20 protein-coding genes are annotated in these 16,703 nt (G+C 68.3%); 8 read left to right on the top strand and 12 right to left on the bottom strand.

Annotation, left to right across the window (positions count from 1 at the left end; translation table 11 throughout):
* Positions 1 to 15 precede the first annotated feature (15 nt).
* Positions 16 to 1,794: a M1 family metallopeptidase gene (locus tag EIK80_RS19175; RefSeq protein ID WP_199743545.1), complete on the top strand. Its 1,779-nt coding sequence runs from the start codon at positions 16 to 18 to the stop codon at positions 1,792 to 1,794.
* An 81-nt stretch (positions 1,795 to 1,875) separates the two neighbouring features.
* Positions 1,876 to 2,376 carry a VanZ family protein gene (locus EIK80_RS19180; RefSeq protein ID WP_125158623.1) on the top strand — a complete coding sequence of 167 codons (501 nt, stop codon included), beginning with the start codon at positions 1,876 to 1,878 and terminating at the stop codon, positions 2,374 to 2,376.
* Here the strand turns inward: EIK80_RS19180 and EIK80_RS19185 are convergent.
* The 5 genes from EIK80_RS19185 to EIK80_RS19205 all read right to left on the bottom strand — a co-directional run bounded on the left by EIK80_RS19185 (position 2,369) and on the right by EIK80_RS19205 (position 5,116).
* The gene (locus tag EIK80_RS19185; protein WP_125158624.1) at positions 2,369 to 2,653 is read right to left on the bottom strand and encodes a hypothetical protein; all 285 of its coding nucleotides are present in this window, start codon (positions 2,651 to 2,653) and stop codon (positions 2,369 to 2,371) included. The two genes, EIK80_RS19180 and EIK80_RS19185, sit on opposite strands and share 8 nt — an antisense overlap.
* Positions 2,654 to 2,907: 254 nt before the next feature.
* Entirely contained in the window at positions 2,908 to 3,471 is a 564-nt protein-coding gene (locus tag EIK80_RS19190) for an HNH endonuclease (protein ID WP_125158625.1), read from the bottom strand.
* A gap of 174 nt (positions 3,472 to 3,645) precedes the next feature.
* A complete protein-coding gene (locus tag EIK80_RS19195) occupies positions 3,646 to 4,287 on the bottom strand; it encodes a DNA-3-methyladenine glycosylase (protein WP_125158626.1) in 642 nt (213 codons plus the stop codon).
* Between the two features lie 52 nt (positions 4,288 to 4,339).
* Positions 4,340 to 4,822: a transcription elongation factor GreA gene (greA, locus tag EIK80_RS19200; RefSeq protein WP_125158627.1), complete on the bottom strand. Its 483-nt coding sequence runs from the start codon at positions 4,820 to 4,822 to the stop codon at positions 4,340 to 4,342.
* 183 nt (positions 4,823 to 5,005) lie between these two features.
* Positions 5,006 to 5,116 (bottom strand): hypothetical protein, encoded by a 111-nt coding sequence (locus EIK80_RS19205; RefSeq protein ID WP_125158628.1) that lies wholly within the window; start codon positions 5,114 to 5,116, stop codon positions 5,006 to 5,008.
* Between the two features lie 162 nt (positions 5,117 to 5,278).
* On the opposite strand from EIK80_RS19205, the gene EIK80_RS19210 reads away from it, so the two are divergent.
* Positions 5,279 to 5,905 carry a TetR/AcrR family transcriptional regulator gene (locus tag EIK80_RS19210; RefSeq protein ID WP_125158629.1) on the top strand — a complete coding sequence of 209 codons (627 nt, stop codon included), beginning with the start codon at positions 5,279 to 5,281 and terminating at the stop codon, positions 5,903 to 5,905.
* Between the two features lie 7 nt (positions 5,906 to 5,912).
* The gene (gene gluQRS / locus EIK80_RS19215; protein WP_125158630.1) at positions 5,913 to 6,752 is read left to right on the top strand and encodes a tRNA glutamyl-Q(34) synthetase GluQRS; all 840 of its coding nucleotides are present in this window, start codon (positions 5,913 to 5,915) and stop codon (positions 6,750 to 6,752) included.
* Here gluQRS and EIK80_RS19220 read toward each other — a convergent pair.
* From EIK80_RS19220 to EIK80_RS19240, 5 genes are all read right to left on the bottom strand, one after another.
* A complete protein-coding gene (locus EIK80_RS19220) occupies positions 6,749 to 7,063 on the bottom strand; it encodes a transcriptional regulator (RefSeq protein WP_125158631.1) in 315 nt (104 codons plus the stop codon). The genes gluQRS and EIK80_RS19220 overlap by 4 nt on opposite strands.
* 7 nt (positions 7,064 to 7,070) lie before the next feature.
* Positions 7,071 to 7,715 carry a hypothetical protein gene (locus EIK80_RS19225; RefSeq protein WP_125158632.1) on the bottom strand — a complete coding sequence of 215 codons (645 nt, stop codon included), beginning with the start codon at positions 7,713 to 7,715 and terminating at the stop codon, positions 7,071 to 7,073.
* Between the two features lie 32 nt (positions 7,716 to 7,747).
* Positions 7,748 to 8,965, bottom strand: coding sequence for an acyltransferase (locus tag EIK80_RS19230; protein WP_125158633.1), 1,218 nt, complete (start codon positions 8,963 to 8,965; stop codon positions 7,748 to 7,750).
* 111 nt (positions 8,966 to 9,076) lie between these two features.
* On the bottom strand, positions 9,077 to 9,817 hold the full coding sequence (locus EIK80_RS19235) for a GNAT family N-acetyltransferase (protein WP_125158634.1): 741 nt from the start codon (positions 9,815 to 9,817) through the stop codon (positions 9,077 to 9,079).
* Complete coding sequence (locus tag EIK80_RS19240) at positions 9,814 to 10,437, bottom strand: TlpA disulfide reductase family protein (protein WP_125158635.1); 624 nt, start codon at positions 10,435 to 10,437, stop codon at positions 9,814 to 9,816. Before EIK80_RS19240 ends, EIK80_RS19235 begins: the two co-directional genes overlap by 4 nt.
* Between EIK80_RS19240 and argH the strand changes: the two genes are divergently transcribed.
* The 4 genes from argH (at position 10,438) to EIK80_RS19260 (ending at position 15,172) form a co-directional block, all read left to right on the top strand.
* Positions 10,438 to 11,859, top strand: coding sequence for an argininosuccinate lyase (gene argH / locus EIK80_RS19245; protein ID WP_125158636.1), 1,422 nt, complete (start codon positions 10,438 to 10,440; stop codon positions 11,857 to 11,859).
* Entirely contained in the window at positions 11,856 to 12,176 is a 321-nt protein-coding gene (locus tag EIK80_RS19250) for a hypothetical protein (protein ID WP_125158637.1), read from the top strand. The genes argH and EIK80_RS19250 overlap by 4 nt, the downstream gene beginning before the upstream one ends.
* 9 nt (positions 12,177 to 12,185) lie before the next feature.
* Entirely contained in the window at positions 12,186 to 13,466 is a 1,281-nt protein-coding gene (gene lysA, locus EIK80_RS19255; protein WP_125158638.1) for a diaminopimelate decarboxylase, read from the top strand.
* 98 nt (positions 13,467 to 13,564) lie between these two features.
* On the top strand, positions 13,565 to 15,172 hold the full coding sequence (locus EIK80_RS19260; protein WP_125158639.1) for a methyl-accepting chemotaxis protein: 1,608 nt from the start codon (positions 13,565 to 13,567) through the stop codon (positions 15,170 to 15,172).
* Between the two features lie 6 nt (positions 15,173 to 15,178).
* Here the strand turns inward: EIK80_RS19260 and EIK80_RS19265 are convergent, their stop codons facing one another.
* Both EIK80_RS19265 and EIK80_RS19270 read right to left on the bottom strand, forming a co-directional pair.
* Positions 15,179 to 15,763: a phosphoribosyltransferase gene (locus EIK80_RS19265; protein WP_199743546.1), complete on the bottom strand. Its 585-nt coding sequence runs from the start codon at positions 15,761 to 15,763 to the stop codon at positions 15,179 to 15,181.
* The gene (locus EIK80_RS19270; RefSeq protein ID WP_199743547.1) at positions 15,702 to 16,667 is read right to left on the bottom strand and encodes an MJ0042-type zinc finger domain-containing protein; all 966 of its coding nucleotides are present in this window, start codon (positions 16,665 to 16,667) and stop codon (positions 15,702 to 15,704) included. The genes EIK80_RS19265 and EIK80_RS19270 overlap by 62 nt, the downstream gene beginning before the upstream one ends.
* Positions 16,668 to 16,703: the final 36 nt, after the last annotated feature.

The following is a 16,703-nucleotide window of genomic DNA, read 5'->3' on the forward strand; positions in this document are numbered from 1 at the left end:
TGCTCCCACAAGACCTTGCGTTGGGGAGTCGTCTACTTGTCGTTCCGTATCTTCGCCGCCTGCGCGGCGTCGCTTCTGGCCCTATCGACGGCGACGTCTTGGGCCGCCGAGCCCTTGAAGACCAGCGAACTCAGCCTTCAGACCGGGGGCCCGATGCCCGCCGAACAGCAGGCGCTGGGCTTCGAGCACGCCGACCTCAAGTTCAAGATCCTGCCCGACAAGAAGGCGATCGAGGGCGAGGCAACCCTGACCTTCACGGCCAAGGCGCCTCTGGACAAGCTGGTCCTCGATTTCGACCGCGTCTTCACGATCCGCAAGCTGACCATCGACGGCAAGGCGCTGAAGCCTGCGGCCTGGACCAACCCCGAAGGCCGGATGACCATTACCCTGCCCCACGAGGTGGCCAAGGGGCGGTCGGTCACCGCCGTGATCACCTATGACGGCGTCCCGCTGGAAGCCAAGCGTGCGCCGTGGGACGGCGGCTTCGTCTGGAGCAAGGCCCCGACCGGCGAGCCCTGGATCGCCACCGCCGTCCAGGGCGACGGCTGCGACATCTTCTGGCCCTGCATCGACTATCCGACCGGCGAGCCCAAGCTGGTGGACCTGCACATCACCGTCCCCGCCCCGCTGGTCGCTCCAGCCAACGGCGTCTTCAAGGGCATGACCGAGAAGGACGGCTGGCGGACCTACAACTGGCGCGCAAAGAACCCGAATACCTACGCCATCGCCCTGGACGTCGGCCCCTATGAGGAACTGACAGCGCCCTACAAGAGCCGCTTCGGCGACAGCTTCCCGATGTCGTTCTGGTATCTGAAAGGCAGCGCCGACAAGGCCAAGGGCCTGTTCGCCGAGTTCGCGCCGATGCTGGACTTCTACGAGCAGATGATCGGCCCCTACCCCTTCCGCGACGAGAAGATGGGCGTGGTCGAGACCCCGCACCTGGGCATGGAGCACCAGACGATCAACGCCTACGGCAATAAGTACAAGAAGGAGGTCTACGGTTTCGACTGGCTGCTGCAGCACGAGTTCGCGCACGAGTGGTTCGGCAACCAGCTGACCAACAGCGACAACGACGACATGTGGCTGCATGAGGGCTACGGAACCTACATGCAGCCGCTGATGTCACAATGGCTGCACGGCGACATGGAGTACATGGCGCGCCTGAACCAGATGCGGGTCGACACCAAGAACAGGTTCCCGATCGTGTCCGGCAAGCCGCTCAGGGAAGACGAGGTCTATAACGGCGAGCGCGGGCCCGGGAACGACATCTACTATAAGGCCGCCAACGTCCTGCACACGCTGCGGGCCCTGATCGGCGACGAGGCCTTCTTCAAGATCACCCGCATCGCCGTCTACGGCCGCGACGACCCGAAGCCCGGCAATTTCACCCCCCGCTATCTGGGTACCCGGGACTATATCAAGATCGTCAACCAGGTGACCGGCAAGGACTACGGCTGGTTCTTCGACGTCTATCTCTACGAGGCCGCGCCGCCTGAACTGATCGAGACCCGCGAGGGGGACGACCTGATGCTGACGTGGAAGGCGCCCAACGGCAAACCCTTCCCCATGCCGGTCGACGTCAAGGTCGGCGACCGGATCGTCACCCTGCCGATGGCCGACGGCAAGGGCCGGGTCAGCGTCGGCGACACCGTACCGGTAATCGTGGACCCGGGCTCGAAGGTTCTGCGCCGGCAGCCCTATCTGGAAGCCTATCAGGTGTGGAAGAAGGCGCAGGACGACGCCGCCAAGGCCGAGGCCGAAGCCAAGAAGAAGGCGGAAGCCGGGAACAAGTAAGCCTCCGCTAACCCTGTCCGTTCACCGGATGGCGCGACCTTCGCTGCTAGGACCCTGTCGTCCTTCCGGAGGTCGCGTCCCATGTTCAAGCCCGTCCACTTCGTCGCCGCCGCGCGCTTTACGCTGCTGGCCGGCGCCCTGTCCGTGGTGGTGCTGACCCTCGGCCCGTTCCAGGGTGCGGAAGGTCACTTGGGTCTGACCGACAAGGAGGCCCACGCGATCGCGTTCGGCGGCCTGCTGGCCGTGTCCTTCCTGGCGTTTCCGCGGATGCGCCGCAATGACCTGATGATCGCGGCCCTGGTGCTGGGCGCGGCCATCGAAGTGGCCCAGGTCATCGCCCATCGCGACGGCAATATCGCCGACTGGCTGGCCGACGCCGCCGGCATCCTGACGATCTACGGCGCCAGCATGATCGAGACGGTCCGCAAGATGGCTCGCGAACAGGGCCATCTGACGTTCGCGCAGATCGCCGCGCAGGACCGCCGTCGCGGCCGCCGCCGTCGCGCCACGGCGTTCGAGCCGGTCGAGACGGCCGCGTCCAGCTTCGCCGAACGCGCCGCCCGCCGGTTTCCGGTCAGGTAATGCGCTTGACGCTGACCGGGTCGCTGCCCGGGAAGCTCTCTTCCAGGCCCTCGTCCAGCAGGGCTTCCTGACGGCTCTCGGACTTGGCGACCTTGTCGGCTAGCTGATCGTGCTTCTCATTGTCGGCCAGAGGACGCTTGGCCTCGCGGGCATGCGGGGCGTCGATATGTCGGTCTTCCGGACGCACCTTGCCCTCCGACGCCGCGTCGGCCGTTGACGCGGCGGAGCCGTGCGTGAAGTGGCGCTGGTCGCTGTCGGTGTTGGGTTGTCGGCTCATGGCGTAATCTCCCGTGGCTTTTCGCCTCGGATATAAAAACCCGCCGGTCCAGGTTCGGGTTGCATGGGCCGCCCCTCGCGACACGTGCCCGTCTCGCGCCCGAAATTTTTCAGCGAGCTTTGGAACCTTGGCCTTGCGCCCCGCATTTGAGGTTCAGCTTCGGCGGTCTATCCCCTTCCGCTCACAGCCACGGCCCGGGACAGCTATCCCCTTCGTGCACAGCCCGGGCCGTTTTGCTGTCCGAAGCCAGAGGCCTAAGCCTCCAGCTCGATGTCCCAGTACAGATAGTCCAGCCAGCTGACGTGCAACCGCCCCGGCGGGAACCGACGTCCCCGCTCCTGCAACTCGTGCATCGAAGGTCGGCGGGCGTTGTGGAAGGGCTGCATGCCCGCTTCGCGCGGCGTGCGGCCGCCCTTGCTGAGGTTGCAGGGCGCGCAGGCGGTGACGATGTTCTCCCAGGTGGTCCGGCCGCCGCGCGAGCGGGGGATCACGTGGTCGAAGGTCAGATCCTCCGGCGAACCGCAGTACTGGCAGCTGAAGCTATCGCGCAGGAACAGGTTAAAGCGGGTGAAGGCCGGCGGCCGCTCTTGCGGGACATACTGCTTCAGCGCCACGACGCTGGGCAGCCGCATCTCGAACGACGGCGAATGGACGACCTGATCGTAGCTGGCCACGACGTCGACGCGATCCAGGAAAACCGCCTTGATGACCTCCTGCCATGGCCAGACGGACAGCGGATAGTAGCTGAGCGGCCTGAAATCGGCGTTGAGCACGAGGGCCGGCATGCCCGAGGGCGGGCGCGTGAGGACCTGCATCAGATCCCCCCTTCGAGGCGAACGTGAGAGCGTTCAGCGCCTCGGCTGATGTGGTACGCGACAGGACTGAAGACGGGCCTCCTTCCTACGCTATTCAGGGAATCGCCATTCATTCCCGAACGCATGGAAAGGATGGGCCATGTCAGCGACAGAACCAAGACATCTCGCCGACCGAAGCTAGAAAGGCGCGATCTCGCGACGTTTCACGGCGCCATAGCAGGCCCAAAGCAAATGGGCGGCGACGCCGCGATAGGGCCGCCAGAGCTCGGCTCGGGCATAGGCCTGCTTCTCGGTCGGCCGGACCTCGGACCGGTCGGCCCAGCGCATGGCCTCCTGCAGGGCGATGTCCCCGCCCGGGAACATGTCCAGCCGCCCCTGGGTGAACATCAGATAGACCTCCGCGGTCCAGCGGCCGATGCCGGTGATCGCCGTCAGCGCCGCGATCGCCTCCTCGTCGGACAGGCCCGGCAGGGCGTCGAAATCGCAGGTCCCGGCCAGGTGGGCGTGGGCGATGGCGCGGACGTAGCGGGCCTTGGGCCGCGAAAGGCCCAGCGACAGCAGATAGGCGTCCTCGTGGCCCATCACCGCGTCGGGCGTCATGTCGGGCAGGCCCGCCTCGACCCGCGCCCAGATGGCGGCGGCCGAGGCCAGCGAGACCTGCTGCTGCACGACCATCTTCAGCAGGCCTGGAAAGCCGCCCGTACTCACGCGCCATTCGAAGGCTGGCGTGACGGCCTCGATCGCGGCGAGCGCCGGGTCGACGGACGCCAGATGCCTGCGGGCTTCAAGAAGGGCGTCGGCGGTGGGGGGAACGAACATCGGCCTCAAGGGACCCCGCCCCGCGGCCGCTGACAATCCGGAACTTGCTGGACTAGCCGATGCTCGTGATCTCGACCTCGCCGCCAGGAGCGGGGGAGACGTCGCCGACGACCTTCCCCAGCAGGGCCCGGGCGATCGGGGCGACATAGGAGATCGAACCCTGGGTCGGGTCGGCCTCGTCCTCGCCGACGATGCGGAAGGTCTGCACACGCCCATCTTCGCGCTCGAAGGTCACGCGGTCGCCGAACTGCACGGCGGTCTTGGCCGGGTCTCGCTCCATCAGCTGGGCGGTGGCCCGGCGAGCGGACCAGTAGCGCAGGTCGCGGGTGGCGCGCGCCATGGCCGTGCGATCGCCATCGGCCGCCCCGCCGGCGCTCTGCGCCGCGCTGTACGCGGCGCGCGCCGAGGTCAGCTCGGCCTCGATCTGGGCCAGGCCTTCGGGCGTGACGAGATTGGGATGGGTGGAGATCGGGCGGTCGGGCAGATCGGCCGCGAAGGCCTCGCTGTCGCCTTCCTTGGTGAAGGCGACGCTCATCGGACGATGTCTTGGATCATGGAAAAAGCCTGCGACGCGTACGGATGAAAACGGCGTCGGAAGGCCTAACGCGCCGGACTCTGGTTAGCTCCGCCCCGAACAGGGATCAAGACGGCGAAGCTTCAAGCCGAACGCGGCGGCGGGCGCTCAAGGGCGAACCCGCCGACAGCGAACCATCAGTCTTTACAGAACGACGCCAGCGACGGCGGCGGCGACGCCCAGGGCGATGACGAGGAAATAGCCGGCGGCCAGACGGTCGAAGGCGTTTTCGAAGGCGGTAAGCGTGCGGTGCATGAGGAGTCCCTCCAGTGTCATGTCCGGCCCCCAACGGGCCTTGGCTGGCCTTCGCCGAACCAATCTGGACAACGCTTAGATAGCGCCAATCTGAACGACGTCAAGATAATCTGTACAGTGTTTGGATGAAAATTTAGAAAGGCGCTGTTACAGTGAGGACCGATGAGCACCGTGACCGCCGAATCCCGTCCGTATCACCATGGCGACCTGAGCCGCGCCCTGGTCGACGCCGCCCGCAAGATCCTCGAAACGGAAGGTCCGGCGGCCCTGTCGCTGCGGGCTGTGGCGCGCGAGGCCGGGGTGAGCCCCGCCGCGCCCTATCATCACTTCAAGGACAAGGCCGAGCTCTTGGAAGCCGTCGCCCATGAGGGCTGGCACGAGCTTGATCTGGCGCTGTCGGCGGCCCGCGCCTCGACCGACGACGCCCGCGCGCGGATCAGCAATCTGGGCGTGGCCTATGTCTGCTTCGCCCGCGACAACCCGGCGCTCTATCGCGTGATGTACGACCGCTCGCGCGACAAGGACGCCCTGCCCGACCAGCTGAAGGACGACGGCGCCTATTGCCAGGTCCGTGACACCATCAACGAGAACAGCGGCGGCCACGTCAGCGACATCGACCTGGAACTGGCGACCATCGCCGCCTGGTGCGCCGGCCACGGCCTGGCCGAGATGATCGGCTTTAAGCAGTTCGCTACGCTGAAGGCGCAGTTGGGCGGCGAGGAAGCCTTCCTCCGCGCCGTGTTCGAGCACCTGGGCATGTTCGCGAAGTTCACCGCCCCTAAGGACTGAAGCCAGCGTGACCTTCGTCACCCGGTTCGCCCCGTCGCCGACGGGCTATCTGCATCGCGGCCACGGATTCTCGGCGCTCACCGCCTACCGCGCCGCGCGGGAAGCCGGCGGCCGCTTCCTGCTGCGCATCGAGGACATCGACGCCACCCGCTGCCGGCCGGAATACGACGCGGCGATCTTCGAGGACCTGGCCTGGCTGGGCCTGGAGTGGGAAACGCCCGTCCGCCGGCAGTCCGAGCATCTGGCCGACTACCACGCCGCCATCGAGACCTTGCGCGAACGCGGCCTGGTCTACCGCTGCTTCAAGACCCGCAAGGAGATCGACATCGGCCGCGCCCCGCACGCGCCGACGGTTCCCTATGTCGGCGCGCCCTTGCCCGCCGACGAGGAAGCCAGGCGCCTCGAACGCGGCGAGGCCTTCGCCTGGCGACTGTCGCTGGCGGCGGCGCGTGACGCGCTCGGCGGGTTCGACGGCCTGACCTTCGTCGAGGAGGGCGCGGGCCCCGATGGCGAGACCGGAGTCATCCAGGTCCGCCCGGAAACCGCCGGCGACATCGTCCTGGCCCGCAAGGACGTCGGCGTCGCCTATCACCTGGCCGTGGTCCACGACGACGCCCTGCAGGGCGTCACCCACGTGATCCGGGGTCAGGACCTGTTCGAGGCCGCTCACATCCAGCGCCTGCTGCAGGCCCTGCTGGGCCACCCGACTCCGACCTATCGCCATCACGGCCTGCTGGTCGGTCCGGACGGCAAGCGCTACGCCAAACGGGACAAGGCCCAGACCCTGCGTGAACTCAGGACCGCGGGCATGAGCGCGGCCGAGCTGCGGGCCGAACTCGGCTTTTAGGCCCCGCCCCCGGCCTGCTCGACCAGCTGGCCCATCGTCTTCAGATAGTTCGAAAAGGCCGCTCTCCCGGTCTCGGTCAGGCGCACGCGGGTCAGGGGCTTGCGGCCGACGAAGCTCTTGTCGATCGAGACGTATCCGGCCTCCTCCAGCTTGCGCAGATGGATCGACAGATTGCCCTGGGTGACCTCCAGCACGTCCTTCAGCTCGGTGAAATCGGCGACCTCGGCGCTGGCCAGGTAGGCGACGATCCCCAGCCGCACGCGGCCATGGATGACGTCGTCCAGCCCGCTGATGTCGAACCTGGGCGCCACGATCGTCTCAGGCGCCCGGCCGCAGGGCCTGGCGCATCATGAAGAAGCCGGGGGCCCCCATGAAGGCGAACAGGCCGAAGGTCGCGATCGCCAGATAGAGGTCCGCGCGATGGATCAGCATTCCCATGGCGACCCCCGACACCAGCCAACCGATCGCCACCAGCGCCATCCACGCCCGCTTGCGCAATACGAAGCTCACGTACCAGACCGCGCCCTGCAGGATGAACACCACGGCCGGATGGAACAGCCAGTAGCGGAAGTCGTGGTTGCGCGCAGCGGCCGAGGCGAAGACCACCACCAGCGCCAGATTGGCGATGCCCGTGCCCGCGAAGGCGGCGTTGACGGCGCGGTTGGTGACGCCGCGCTGGGGGTTCTTGCGGTCAATGACGATGACGATGGTCATCAGGATCAGGAAGATCACCGTCGGCGCCCAGGCCATCACGATGTTCCCCGTCGCCCCCAGGCTCAGGAGGCCCTTCTCCTGGACGAAATAGCTCAGGGTCTGGACGCCGTAGAGCACGCCCGCCGAGCCGTAGAGCGCGCCTCCGGCCACGCCCAGCCCGCCGCGCTCTTTGCCGCCCTCGGCGAGGCCGCGCAGGAAGGCCAGGTCGTCCTGGGCGCTCTTGAGCTTGCTAAGTTGATCCTCTGGCATGCCGATCCCCTTCAGCGCTGCATCATGACGGCTCACAGGATTCGCCCCAACAGCGGCATGCGGCGCAGGACCATGGTGGTCAGCCAGCTGAGCACGACAGCCCCGCCGAACGCGACGCACCCCTTGGCCAGACCGCCCCAGGCCTGCGGCAGGAGCAGCCAAGCCAGCCAGGACGTGAAAACGTAGTGGGTCAGATACATGCCGTAGGCGTTGGCTTGCAGGCTCCGACCGATGGGCCCCGTCTCGCGGACGAAGCGCAGGAAGGTCGCCAGCGCCGCGAACGACAGCGTGGCGCAGGCCAGGCAGAACATCAGCCCACCGAACGAATCCAGCAGCGGCCTGGGCGGAGGGTTCGGCGAGAAGGCGATGATCATGGTCGCCACCGCCCCGACGATCGGCAGGATCGGGGCCAGCTGCCAGAGCTGCCAGCGCTTGGCGAGCTTCCCCTCGGGATCCGTCAGGCCATGTCCCACGCCCGCGGCGCCGACCGCGATCCCGGCCAGGAAGTAGACGAAGTAGTGGCCGATGCGCGCGGTCTGGACCACGAACGGTCCGACCATCGTCCAATGACCGAACGGGGTGGTCATGGCCAGCGGCAGATAGGCCATCAGGCTTACCGCCGCCAAGCCGCAGAAGAACCGACCTGGCTTGGCGTCCGCGCCCTTCGCCGCGCGACCGAGGACGGCGGTGACGCCAGGCCACATCGCGTAGACCGCCGTGAAGAGCCCGCCGAACGCCAGCAGCACCCAGAGGAACCAGGCCGGGCCGCTGGGCCAGAACGGCAGATGCGTCCAGGCCTCGGCGAAGGCGGTGAACGACGGCGCGCCGCCCGACTGCAGCCAGGCCGGGAAATAGGCCAGCGGGGCAAGCAGGCCGACGGCGAGGACGAACGGGACGCCCAGACGCAAGGCCCGGCTCTTAAGGTAGCCGCCCGCCCCCTTGGCCTTCAGGCCGTCGGCGACGAACAGGCCCGAGATGAAGAACATCAGCGACATGAAGAAGAGGTCGTTGACCAGGGTCAGCAGGCTCCAACCGCCGAACTTTTGCGGGTCCACGACCGGGAAGGCCGTCCAGAGAATCGGCTGGGCGTCGAACGCCTTCGGGGCCGGCGCATACGGGTGATAGGTCAGCACCGCGTGGTGGGCGATCACCAGCAGGGTGACGAAGGCGCGCAGGGCGCCAATCGGGGCGTTGCGCCCGCCGATTTGGGCGAGCGTCGACCGCTCGGAGGCGCTGAGGGGCGCGTGCATGGCTTGGGTCTCCCCTTGAGGCGACCGCACCATGGATCAACAAGTTTGTTTTGTAAACTAGTCTGCCAAGACGTTCCCCTAAGCGACGCCAGGCGGAGCATCGCGCTGCCTTCAGCGAACCCAGTAGCTGTAGCGATACCCCGGCGTGAAACCCTCGTCGGCATAGAGGGCGATGGCTGGCGCGTTGTCGGCCTCGACCTGCAGCCAGGCGCGATCGGCGCCCAGGGTCTCGGCCTCAGCCAGCAGAGAGCGCAGCACGCGGCGGGCCAGGCCCTTGCGACGATGGTCGGGGACGGTGCGCATGCCGAAGATCCCGGCATAGCCGCCGCCGATGGCGCTGGCCCCGATCGCCGCCGGGACGCCGTCGATGTCCAGCCGCGCGAAGCGAGCGGGCGCGGGGATCCGACCCAGGGCCTCGAGACGCTCGCGACCATCCTCGGGATCGCCGGCCGTGGCGGTGAAAACGGCCTCGAAGGTGGCGTCGGGCGTGTCCGACAGGCGGATCGCCGCGTCGCCCTCCCCGCCCGCCACATCCTTCAATTGGCCCAGCATCACCAGGGTCGCCTTGCAGGCGCCGTAGCCGCGCGCCGCCAGCCGCGCGGCCAGATCGGCGGGCGCCACGACGCCATCGGTCAGCTTGAAGCGCGGCGGCAGGCCGCGTTCGGCGAACCAGGCCTCGACCGCATCGAGCGCGGCCTCCGGATCGCGATCCGGCGTCGCCAGCGGCCAGCAGGCGTTGATCCGCATCGAGCGGCCGGACGAGGCGTTCAGCCGCCAGCCGCCCAGCCGCGCGCGCTCACGGGCCGGCCAGGCGTCGTCAGCCAGGGGTTCTAGAAGCGCCGGATCAATCACTTCTCGGCCAGGAGCTTCTCGACGATTCCGCGCGCTTCCGGGCTGGACCAGTCGGCCGGACCGGCCATGCGGGCGCGCTCACGGCCCTGGCGGTCGTAAATGATCGTCGTCGGATAGCCGGCCGCCTTGGGCTCCAGCGCGAACGAGAGCTTGTAGGACGGATCGCGATAGGTCTTCAGCGGCGGATTGGCGGCCATCTCCTCGTTGACGAGGTTGAGGTCGCTATCGCGGTCGACGCTGATCGGCAGCACGGTCACCGGCTGGGTGGCGTAGACGGCCTGCAGCTTGGCCAGGGTGGGCATCTCGGCCTTGCACGGCGCGCACCACGTCGCCCAAAGGTTCATGACGACGACCCGGCCCTTGAAGTCGGCCAAGGTCGCGGGCTTGCCGTCCAGGCTGGTGAAGACCGTATCGGGCGCGGGACGCGGCGTGGCGGGCACGTCGAGCTTCTCCAGCGTTCCCTTCTTGAATTCCTTGAGATCGGCGGGCCCATGGGGTTTGAACGAAGCACTGGCGATGACGTATAGAACCGCCGCCACGCCGACGAGGACGACGCCGCCCAGCGCCAGCCTTATCGGGTTGCGCTTCTTGGCCGCCGCCTCCGATTGGACTTCGCTCATATGACCGACAACGCCTCCGATACGCCCAAGGCCGACAAGGGCCAGGGTCAAGCCATGTGGGGCGGTCGGTTCTCGGCCAAGCCGGCGGAACTGATGCAGGCGATCAACGTCTCCATCGGCTTCGACAAGCGCCTCTGGGCGCAGGACCTGGCAGGCTCCCGCGCCCACGCCCGGATGTTGATCAGCCAAGGTGTGATTGCAAGCGCCGACGGCGAGGAAATCCTCAAAGGCCTCGACGCCATCGAGGGCGAGATCACGGCCGGGACCTTCCCGTTCCGCGACGAATACGAAGACATCCACATGAATATCGAGGCGCGGCTGCGCGAGCTGATCGGCGCGACCGCCGGCCGGCTGCATACCGCCCGCTCGCGCAACGACCAGGTGGCCGTCGACTTCCGCCTGTGGGTCCGCGACGCCGCCGACCGCTCCGCGGCGCAACTCGAAGCCCTGCAAAAGGCCCTTCTGGCCCAGGCCGAGGCCCATGCCGACGCCCTGATGCCGGGCTTCACCCACCTGCAGCCGGCCCAGCCGGTGACCTTCGGCCACCACCTGATGGCCTATGTCGAGATGTTCGGCCGCGACGCCAGCCGCTTCCGCGACGCCCGCGCCCGCATGAACGAGTGTCCGCTGGGCGCCGCCGCCCTGGCCGGTTCGCCGTTCCCGATCGACCGTCACCAGACGGCGGCGGCCCTGGGTTTCGACCGCCCGACCGCCAACTCGCTGGACAGCGTCTCGGCCCGCGACTTTGCGCTCGAAGCCCTGTCGGCCGCCTCGATCACCGCCACGCACCTGTCGCGCCTGGCCGAGGAGATCGTGCTTTGGACGACGCCGATGTTCGGCTTCATCAAGCTGACCGACGCCTTCACGACCGGCAGCTCGATCATGCCGCAGAAGAAGAACCCGGACGCCGCGGAGCTGATCCGCGCCAAGGTCGGCCGGATCCTGGGCTCGCTGACCACCCTGACCGTGGTCATGAAGGGCCTGCCGCTGGCCTATTCGAAGGACATGCAGGAGGACAAGGTCCCGACCTTCGAGGCCTTCGACGCCCTGGAACTGTCCCTGCTGGCCATGGCCGGCATGGTCGCCGACCTGACGCCGAACACCGAAAACATGGCCAAGGCCGCCAGCGCGGGCTTCTCGACCGCCACCGATCTGGCCGATTGGCTGGTGCGGACGCTGAACATGCCTTTCCGCGACGCCCACCACGTGACAGGCTCCGCCGTGAAGACGGCCGAAGGTCTTGGCGTCGATCTGGCCGATCTTACCTTGGAGCAGTTCCAGGCGATCGAGCCCCGGATCACCCAGGACGTCTACGCCGTTCTGACCCCGGCCGCCTCGGCGGCCAGCCGCATGAGCTACGGCGGGACCGCCCCCGCCCAGGTCCGCGCCCAGATCGCGCGTTGGAAGGAAGTCCTCGCATGACGCCCCGCAAGCTCGCCTCGCGCCCCCTCACCCTGCTGGCGCTGACCGCCTTGGCCGTCACGGCCGCCGCCTGCGGCAAGCAAGGCGCTCTGGAGCGTCCCGCGCCGATGTGGGACCCGGCCAAGAAGGCCGCCTGGGAAGCTGAACGCCGCGCCGCATCGGCCCAGGCCAACCAGCCGGCCCGCGCCGGCGGCGCCCAGGAGATCCGCGACCCGGCCTCCAGCAACCGCACGATTCGCGAAGCGCCGCTGCCCGGCACGAACGATCCGTTCGGCGGCCCCTCGCAAGCCGGCTTCCCCGGCGCCACGCCCAGGTAAGAGATTCCGTTGAACCACTTCGAGTACGGCCCCGAGGGCCTGGCCTGTGAAGGCGTGCCCTTGGCCAGGATCGCGGCGGAGGTCGGCACGCCGGTCTATGTCTACAGCCGCGCCACGCTGGAGCGGCACTTCACGGTGTTCCGCGACGCTCTGATCGCCGGCGGCGTGGTCGACCCGCTGGTCGCCTACGCCGTGAAGGCCAATTCAAACGTCGCGGTGCTGAAGGTGCTGGGCGACCTGGGCGCCGGCGCCGACACGGTCTCGGAGGGCGAGGTCCGCCGCGCCCTGGCCGCGGGCATCCCGGCCGAGCGCATCGTCTTCTCCGGCGTCGGCAAGGTCCGTCGCGAGATCGCGTTCGCCCTCAAGGCCGGCGTCGCCGAGATCAATGTCGAGTCCGAGCCCGAACTGAACCTGATCGCCGAGGTCGCGGCCAGCCTGGGCCTGCGGGCCAAGGTCGCCTTCCGCGTCAATCCGGACGTCGCGGCCGGCGGCCACGCGAAGATCGCCACCGGCAAGTCCGAGAACAAGTTCGGCGTCTCGTTCGCCGAGGCCGCGCGCCTCTACGCCAACGCCAGCAACAACGCCAATCTCGAGCCCATCGGCGTGGCCTGCCATATCGGCAGCCAGATCACCGACCTGACGCCCATGCGCGCGGCCTTCAGCAAGATGCGGGGTCTGGTCGAGCAGTTGCTGGGCGAAGGCCTGTCGGTCGAGCGCCTGGACCTGGGCGGCGGCCTGGGCGTGCCCTACTTCAACAGCCCCGCGCCCCCCTCGCCGGCCGAGTTCGGCGCGATGGTCGGCGAGGTCACCAAGGGCCTTCCCGTCAAGCTGGCCTTCGAACCGGGCCGAGTCATCGCCGCCAACGCCGGCGTGCTGGTCTCCGAAGTGATCCATGTCCACGAGCGTCCGGAAGGCCGCAAGTTCCTGGTCATCGACGCCGCCATGAACGACCTGATCCGGCCGGCCATGTACGACGCCTTCCACGACATTCGGCCGGTGACCAGGCGCGCCAAGGACCAGCTGGGCGCCGAGACGGTCTATGACGTGGTCGGCCCGGTCTGCGAGACGGGCGACACCTTCACGCGCGATCGCGCCCTGCCGACGTTCGTCTCGGGCGATCTGGTGGCCTTCATGTCGGCCGGCGCCTACGGCTCGGCCATGGCCAGCGAGTACAACACCCGGCCTCTGGTCCCCGAGGTCCTGGTCGACGGCGACCGCTACGCGGTGATCCGCGCGCGCCCGACCTATGACGAGATGCTGGCGCGGGATCTCGTCCCGGACTGGATCTAGGTAATTTTACGGAAGCCTCAAAAAGACCCCACAGCCACAAGGGATTAACCAACGCGTTGTAAAGCTGCTCCCGTTTCGGGGAACAGTGGAGCTCGGCCGTGGGCAACCTCATTGAATTCGACAGTATCGAGGCCCAACGGAAGCTCGGCGGCCATCTGGTGCTGGCCTGTATCGCGGCGCTGGTTCTGATCACCCCGGCCGCCGCCATGATGGCGGGTCGCCCGGTCCCGCCGCTGGCTGGCGCTTCGGTGCTGCTGGCGGCCCTGGCCTGGGGCGGCTGGGCGATCTGGCGCGACAACGCCGCCCAGCGAATCTCGACCGCGCTGACCTTGATGGGCCAGGTCAGCCTGTTCATCGCCGCCTTTTCCGGCCATCCGCTTCAAGCCGACGCTCGCATGGCCTACCTCGCCGCCCTGGCCCTGCTGGTCGCCTATGGCGACTGGCGCGCCGTCGCCGTGGGCGCGGCCTCCGTGGTGGGGATCGAGCTGTCCATGGCCGCGATCGCCCCGCACGTTCTCATGAGCGGCGAGGTCACGCCCCTGCGCCTGGCCTTCGACGCCGGCGTCACCTTCGCCACGGCCTGGTCGCTGATCTGGCTGACCGCCGGCGTGTCGCGGCTGTTCGTCACGGTCAACGCCCGCACCGACAAGGCGCTGGACGCGGCCTCGCGCGCCGACGCCGCCAACGCCGAGGCCGAGGCCCAGCGCGTCGCGCGCGACACCGCCAATGCCGAACAGGCTCGCCAGAAGGCCGCGCTGGAAGCCGAGCAGACCCAGGTCGTCGAGGAACTGGCCACGGCGCTGGGTCACCTGTCGCGCGGCAACCTGACCTGGCGGCTGGAACACGCCTTCGCCGCCCGCTACGAGCCGCTCCGCGCCGACTATAACGACGCCCTGTCGCGCCTGCAGGCCGCCATGCGCGAGATCGCCGGCAACGCCGCCAGCATGACCGCGGGCGTCGCGGACATGTCGCGCGCCTCCGACGAACTGGCCCGTCGCACCGAGCACCAGGCCGCCAGCCTGGTCCAGACAACGGCCGCCCTGGGCGAGATCACCGTCGCGGTCAGCAGCACCGCCGACAGCGCCAGCCAGGCCAACGCCGCGGCGGCCTCGGCGCGCCAGGAAGCCGAAAGCTCGGATCCCGTGGTCAGCGAGGCCGTCGAGGCCATGACCCTGATCGAAACCTCGTCCGGCCAGATCGGCAAGATCATCGGCGTGATCGACGAGATCGCCTTCCAGACCAACCTCCTGGCGCTGAACGCCGGCGTCGAGGCCGCGCGCGCGGGCGAGGCCGGGCGCGGTTTCGCGGTCGTGGCCCAGGAAGTTCGAGCCCTGGCCCAACGCTCGGCGAGCGCGGCCAAGGAGATCAAGGACCTGATCAACGTCTCGGGCCAGCAGGTCAGCGCCGGCGTCGAGCGCGTGGGCCGCACCCGCGAGGCGCTGCAGCGGATCATCGCCCGCGTCGCCGAGATCGACGCCCAGGTCAACGCCATCGCCGCCTCGGCCCGCGATCAGGCCCTAGGCCTGGGCGAGGTCAACACGACGATGGGCGAGATGGACAGGGTCGTGCAGCAGAACGCGGCCATGGTCGAGGAGACCACGGCCGCCGCCCATGCGCTGCGCAACGAGACGCAGGAACTGGCCGACCGGGTCGACCTGTTCCAAATCGACGAAAAATCGGCGACGCGCCCGCAGCGCGCGGCCTAGGGGTTTCTAGTCCAGGGCGCCGATATACGGCAGGCCGCGGCTCTTGCCCTCGTCGTCGAGGCCGTAGCCGACCAGGTAGCGCGCGGGCGCTTCCCAGGCGACGAAGTCCGGCTCCATGCCGCGATCCTTGGGCCAGGGCTTGCGGGCGAACACGGCGGTCAGCACTTCGCTGGCCCCGGCGTCCTTGACCAGACGGGCGGCTTCCGACAGCGACAGGCCCGTGTCGAACACATCGTCGACGACCAGGGCGCGGCGGCCGACCAGCGGACGTTGCAGGTCGGCGCGGACCTCGCAGCGGCCCGTGCTCTTGCGCTCGTCGTGATAGGAAGCCAGCCACAGAGCGTCGAACCGCACGTCGCGGCCGGCCTTGTAGAGGGCGCGGGTCAGATCGGCGGCGAACCAGAGGCCGCCGGTCAGCAGGCAGACCACGACGGTGTCGTTGTCGATGCGCGGGGCGATGGCCTCGGCCAGTTTCTGAACCCGCTCGGCGATCTCGGCTTCCGAGATCAGGACTTCGGGCTGTTTGGTGTCATTCATGGTGGGCGGGTTCATGAGAGTCTGCAGGGGGAGGAGTTTCGTCCCCGCTCTCATGTCCCGGGGGTTCCTGTCCAGCCGCTTCGTGCTCGGCGGGGGCGTCCTGGGCGCCGCGCAGGTCTAATTCGGGTTCGCCGCCGTGGCCTTCGGGCTTGTGGAGCGCCGCCTTCACCGCCTTGGCCGCGCCAGCTTCGGTGGCGAAGCCGATCTGCAAGTCCTTGGCTGTGCGGGGCGGATTCAGGAAAGTGATCGAGAAGTGACGCACCTCGCCCGGAGGGATCTTGGCGTCGGCGGCCGCGGCCAGCTGGCCGGCCACGCGCTTTTCCTGCTTGTTCAGCAGTTCGACCCGCAGCGGCGGGGCCAGCACTTCATGTTCGGTGATGTTACGAATCGAACCAGTGATGGTCACCGCCGCGTGACCGTCCTGCATGACGGGCTGAGCCTTGATGCTGCCGCGGTCGATCACCAGACCGATGGTGTTCACCGGCAGGCCGACGGCGGCATAGGCGCCGGCCGAGCCCGGCAGGATCTTGACCACGTCGATGCGGAAGATCAGGGCGGCGACCACGACCACCGCCATGGCGGCGGCCATGCCGGCCCAGATGACGCCGGTGGCGGTGGCCTCGCGAAGGCGACGCTCGGCGTCGGCGCGCGCCCGGAAGACCTTGGGAAGCTCCTCGCCCGGCAAGGCGCTGACGGGCGGCTCCTCGCCGTCGGCGCTCCCGCCTTCGGCCACGGTCTCGGGGACCTGCTCGGGATCATCGGTCTGGCCGGCGAGGGTCTGAGCTTCGGGCTCGTCGAACAGGTCTTCGGCGTCGTCGTTGCGGGCGGTCCAGCGGTGACCGCAGGAAGCGCAACGCACGACACGCCCCGTCGCGCCGACCTTGGAGTCGTCGACGAAATAGCGGCTGGCGCACTCCGGACAGGTCAGTATCATGGCCGCGAATCGAACGCTCCCCACACAGCTTAAGGGGGTCGCTGATTTTAACCCTGATGT

Source organism: Caulobacter sp. 602-1 (assembly GCF_003931565.1).
Lineage (GTDB): Bacteria > Pseudomonadota > Alphaproteobacteria > Caulobacterales > Caulobacteraceae > Caulobacter.

Bases quoted from the DNA above. Each gene is read 5' to 3' on its own strand.
- EIK80_RS19180 (WP_125158623.1), top strand. From the start codon at position 1,876: ATGTTCAAGCCCGTCCACTTCGTCGCCGCCGCGCGCTTTACGCTGCTG.
- EIK80_RS19185 (WP_125158624.1), bottom strand. From the start codon at position 2,653: ATGAGCCGACAACCCAACACCGACAGCGACCAGCGCCACTTCACGCAC.
- EIK80_RS19195 (WP_125158626.1), bottom strand. From the start codon at position 4,287: ATGTTCGTTCCCCCCACCGCCGACGCCCTTCTTGAAGCCCGCAGGCAT.
- greA (WP_125158627.1), bottom strand. From the start codon at position 4,822: ATGAGCGTCGCCTTCACCAAGGAAGGCGACAGCGAGGCCTTCGCGGCC.
- EIK80_RS19205 (WP_125158628.1), bottom strand. From the start codon at position 5,116: ATGCACCGCACGCTTACCGCCTTCGAAAACGCCTTCGACCGTCTGGCC.
- EIK80_RS19210 (WP_125158629.1), top strand. From the start codon at position 5,279: ATGAGCACCGTGACCGCCGAATCCCGTCCGTATCACCATGGCGACCTG.
- EIK80_RS19225 (WP_125158632.1), bottom strand. From the start codon at position 7,715: ATGCCAGAGGATCAACTTAGCAAGCTCAAGAGCGCCCAGGACGACCTG.
- EIK80_RS19230 (WP_125158633.1), bottom strand. From the start codon at position 8,965: ATGCACGCGCCCCTCAGCGCCTCCGAGCGGTCGACGCTCGCCCAAATC.
- EIK80_RS19240 (WP_125158635.1), bottom strand. From the start codon at position 10,437: ATGAGCGAAGTCCAATCGGAGGCGGCGGCCAAGAAGCGCAACCCGATA.
- argH (WP_125158636.1), top strand. From the start codon at position 10,438: ATGACCGACAACGCCTCCGATACGCCCAAGGCCGACAAGGGCCAGGGT.
- EIK80_RS19250 (WP_125158637.1), top strand. From the start codon at position 11,856: ATGACGCCCCGCAAGCTCGCCTCGCGCCCCCTCACCCTGCTGGCGCTG.
- EIK80_RS19265 (WP_199743546.1), bottom strand. From the start codon at position 15,763: ATGAGAGCGGGGACGAAACTCCTCCCCCTGCAGACTCTCATGAACCCG.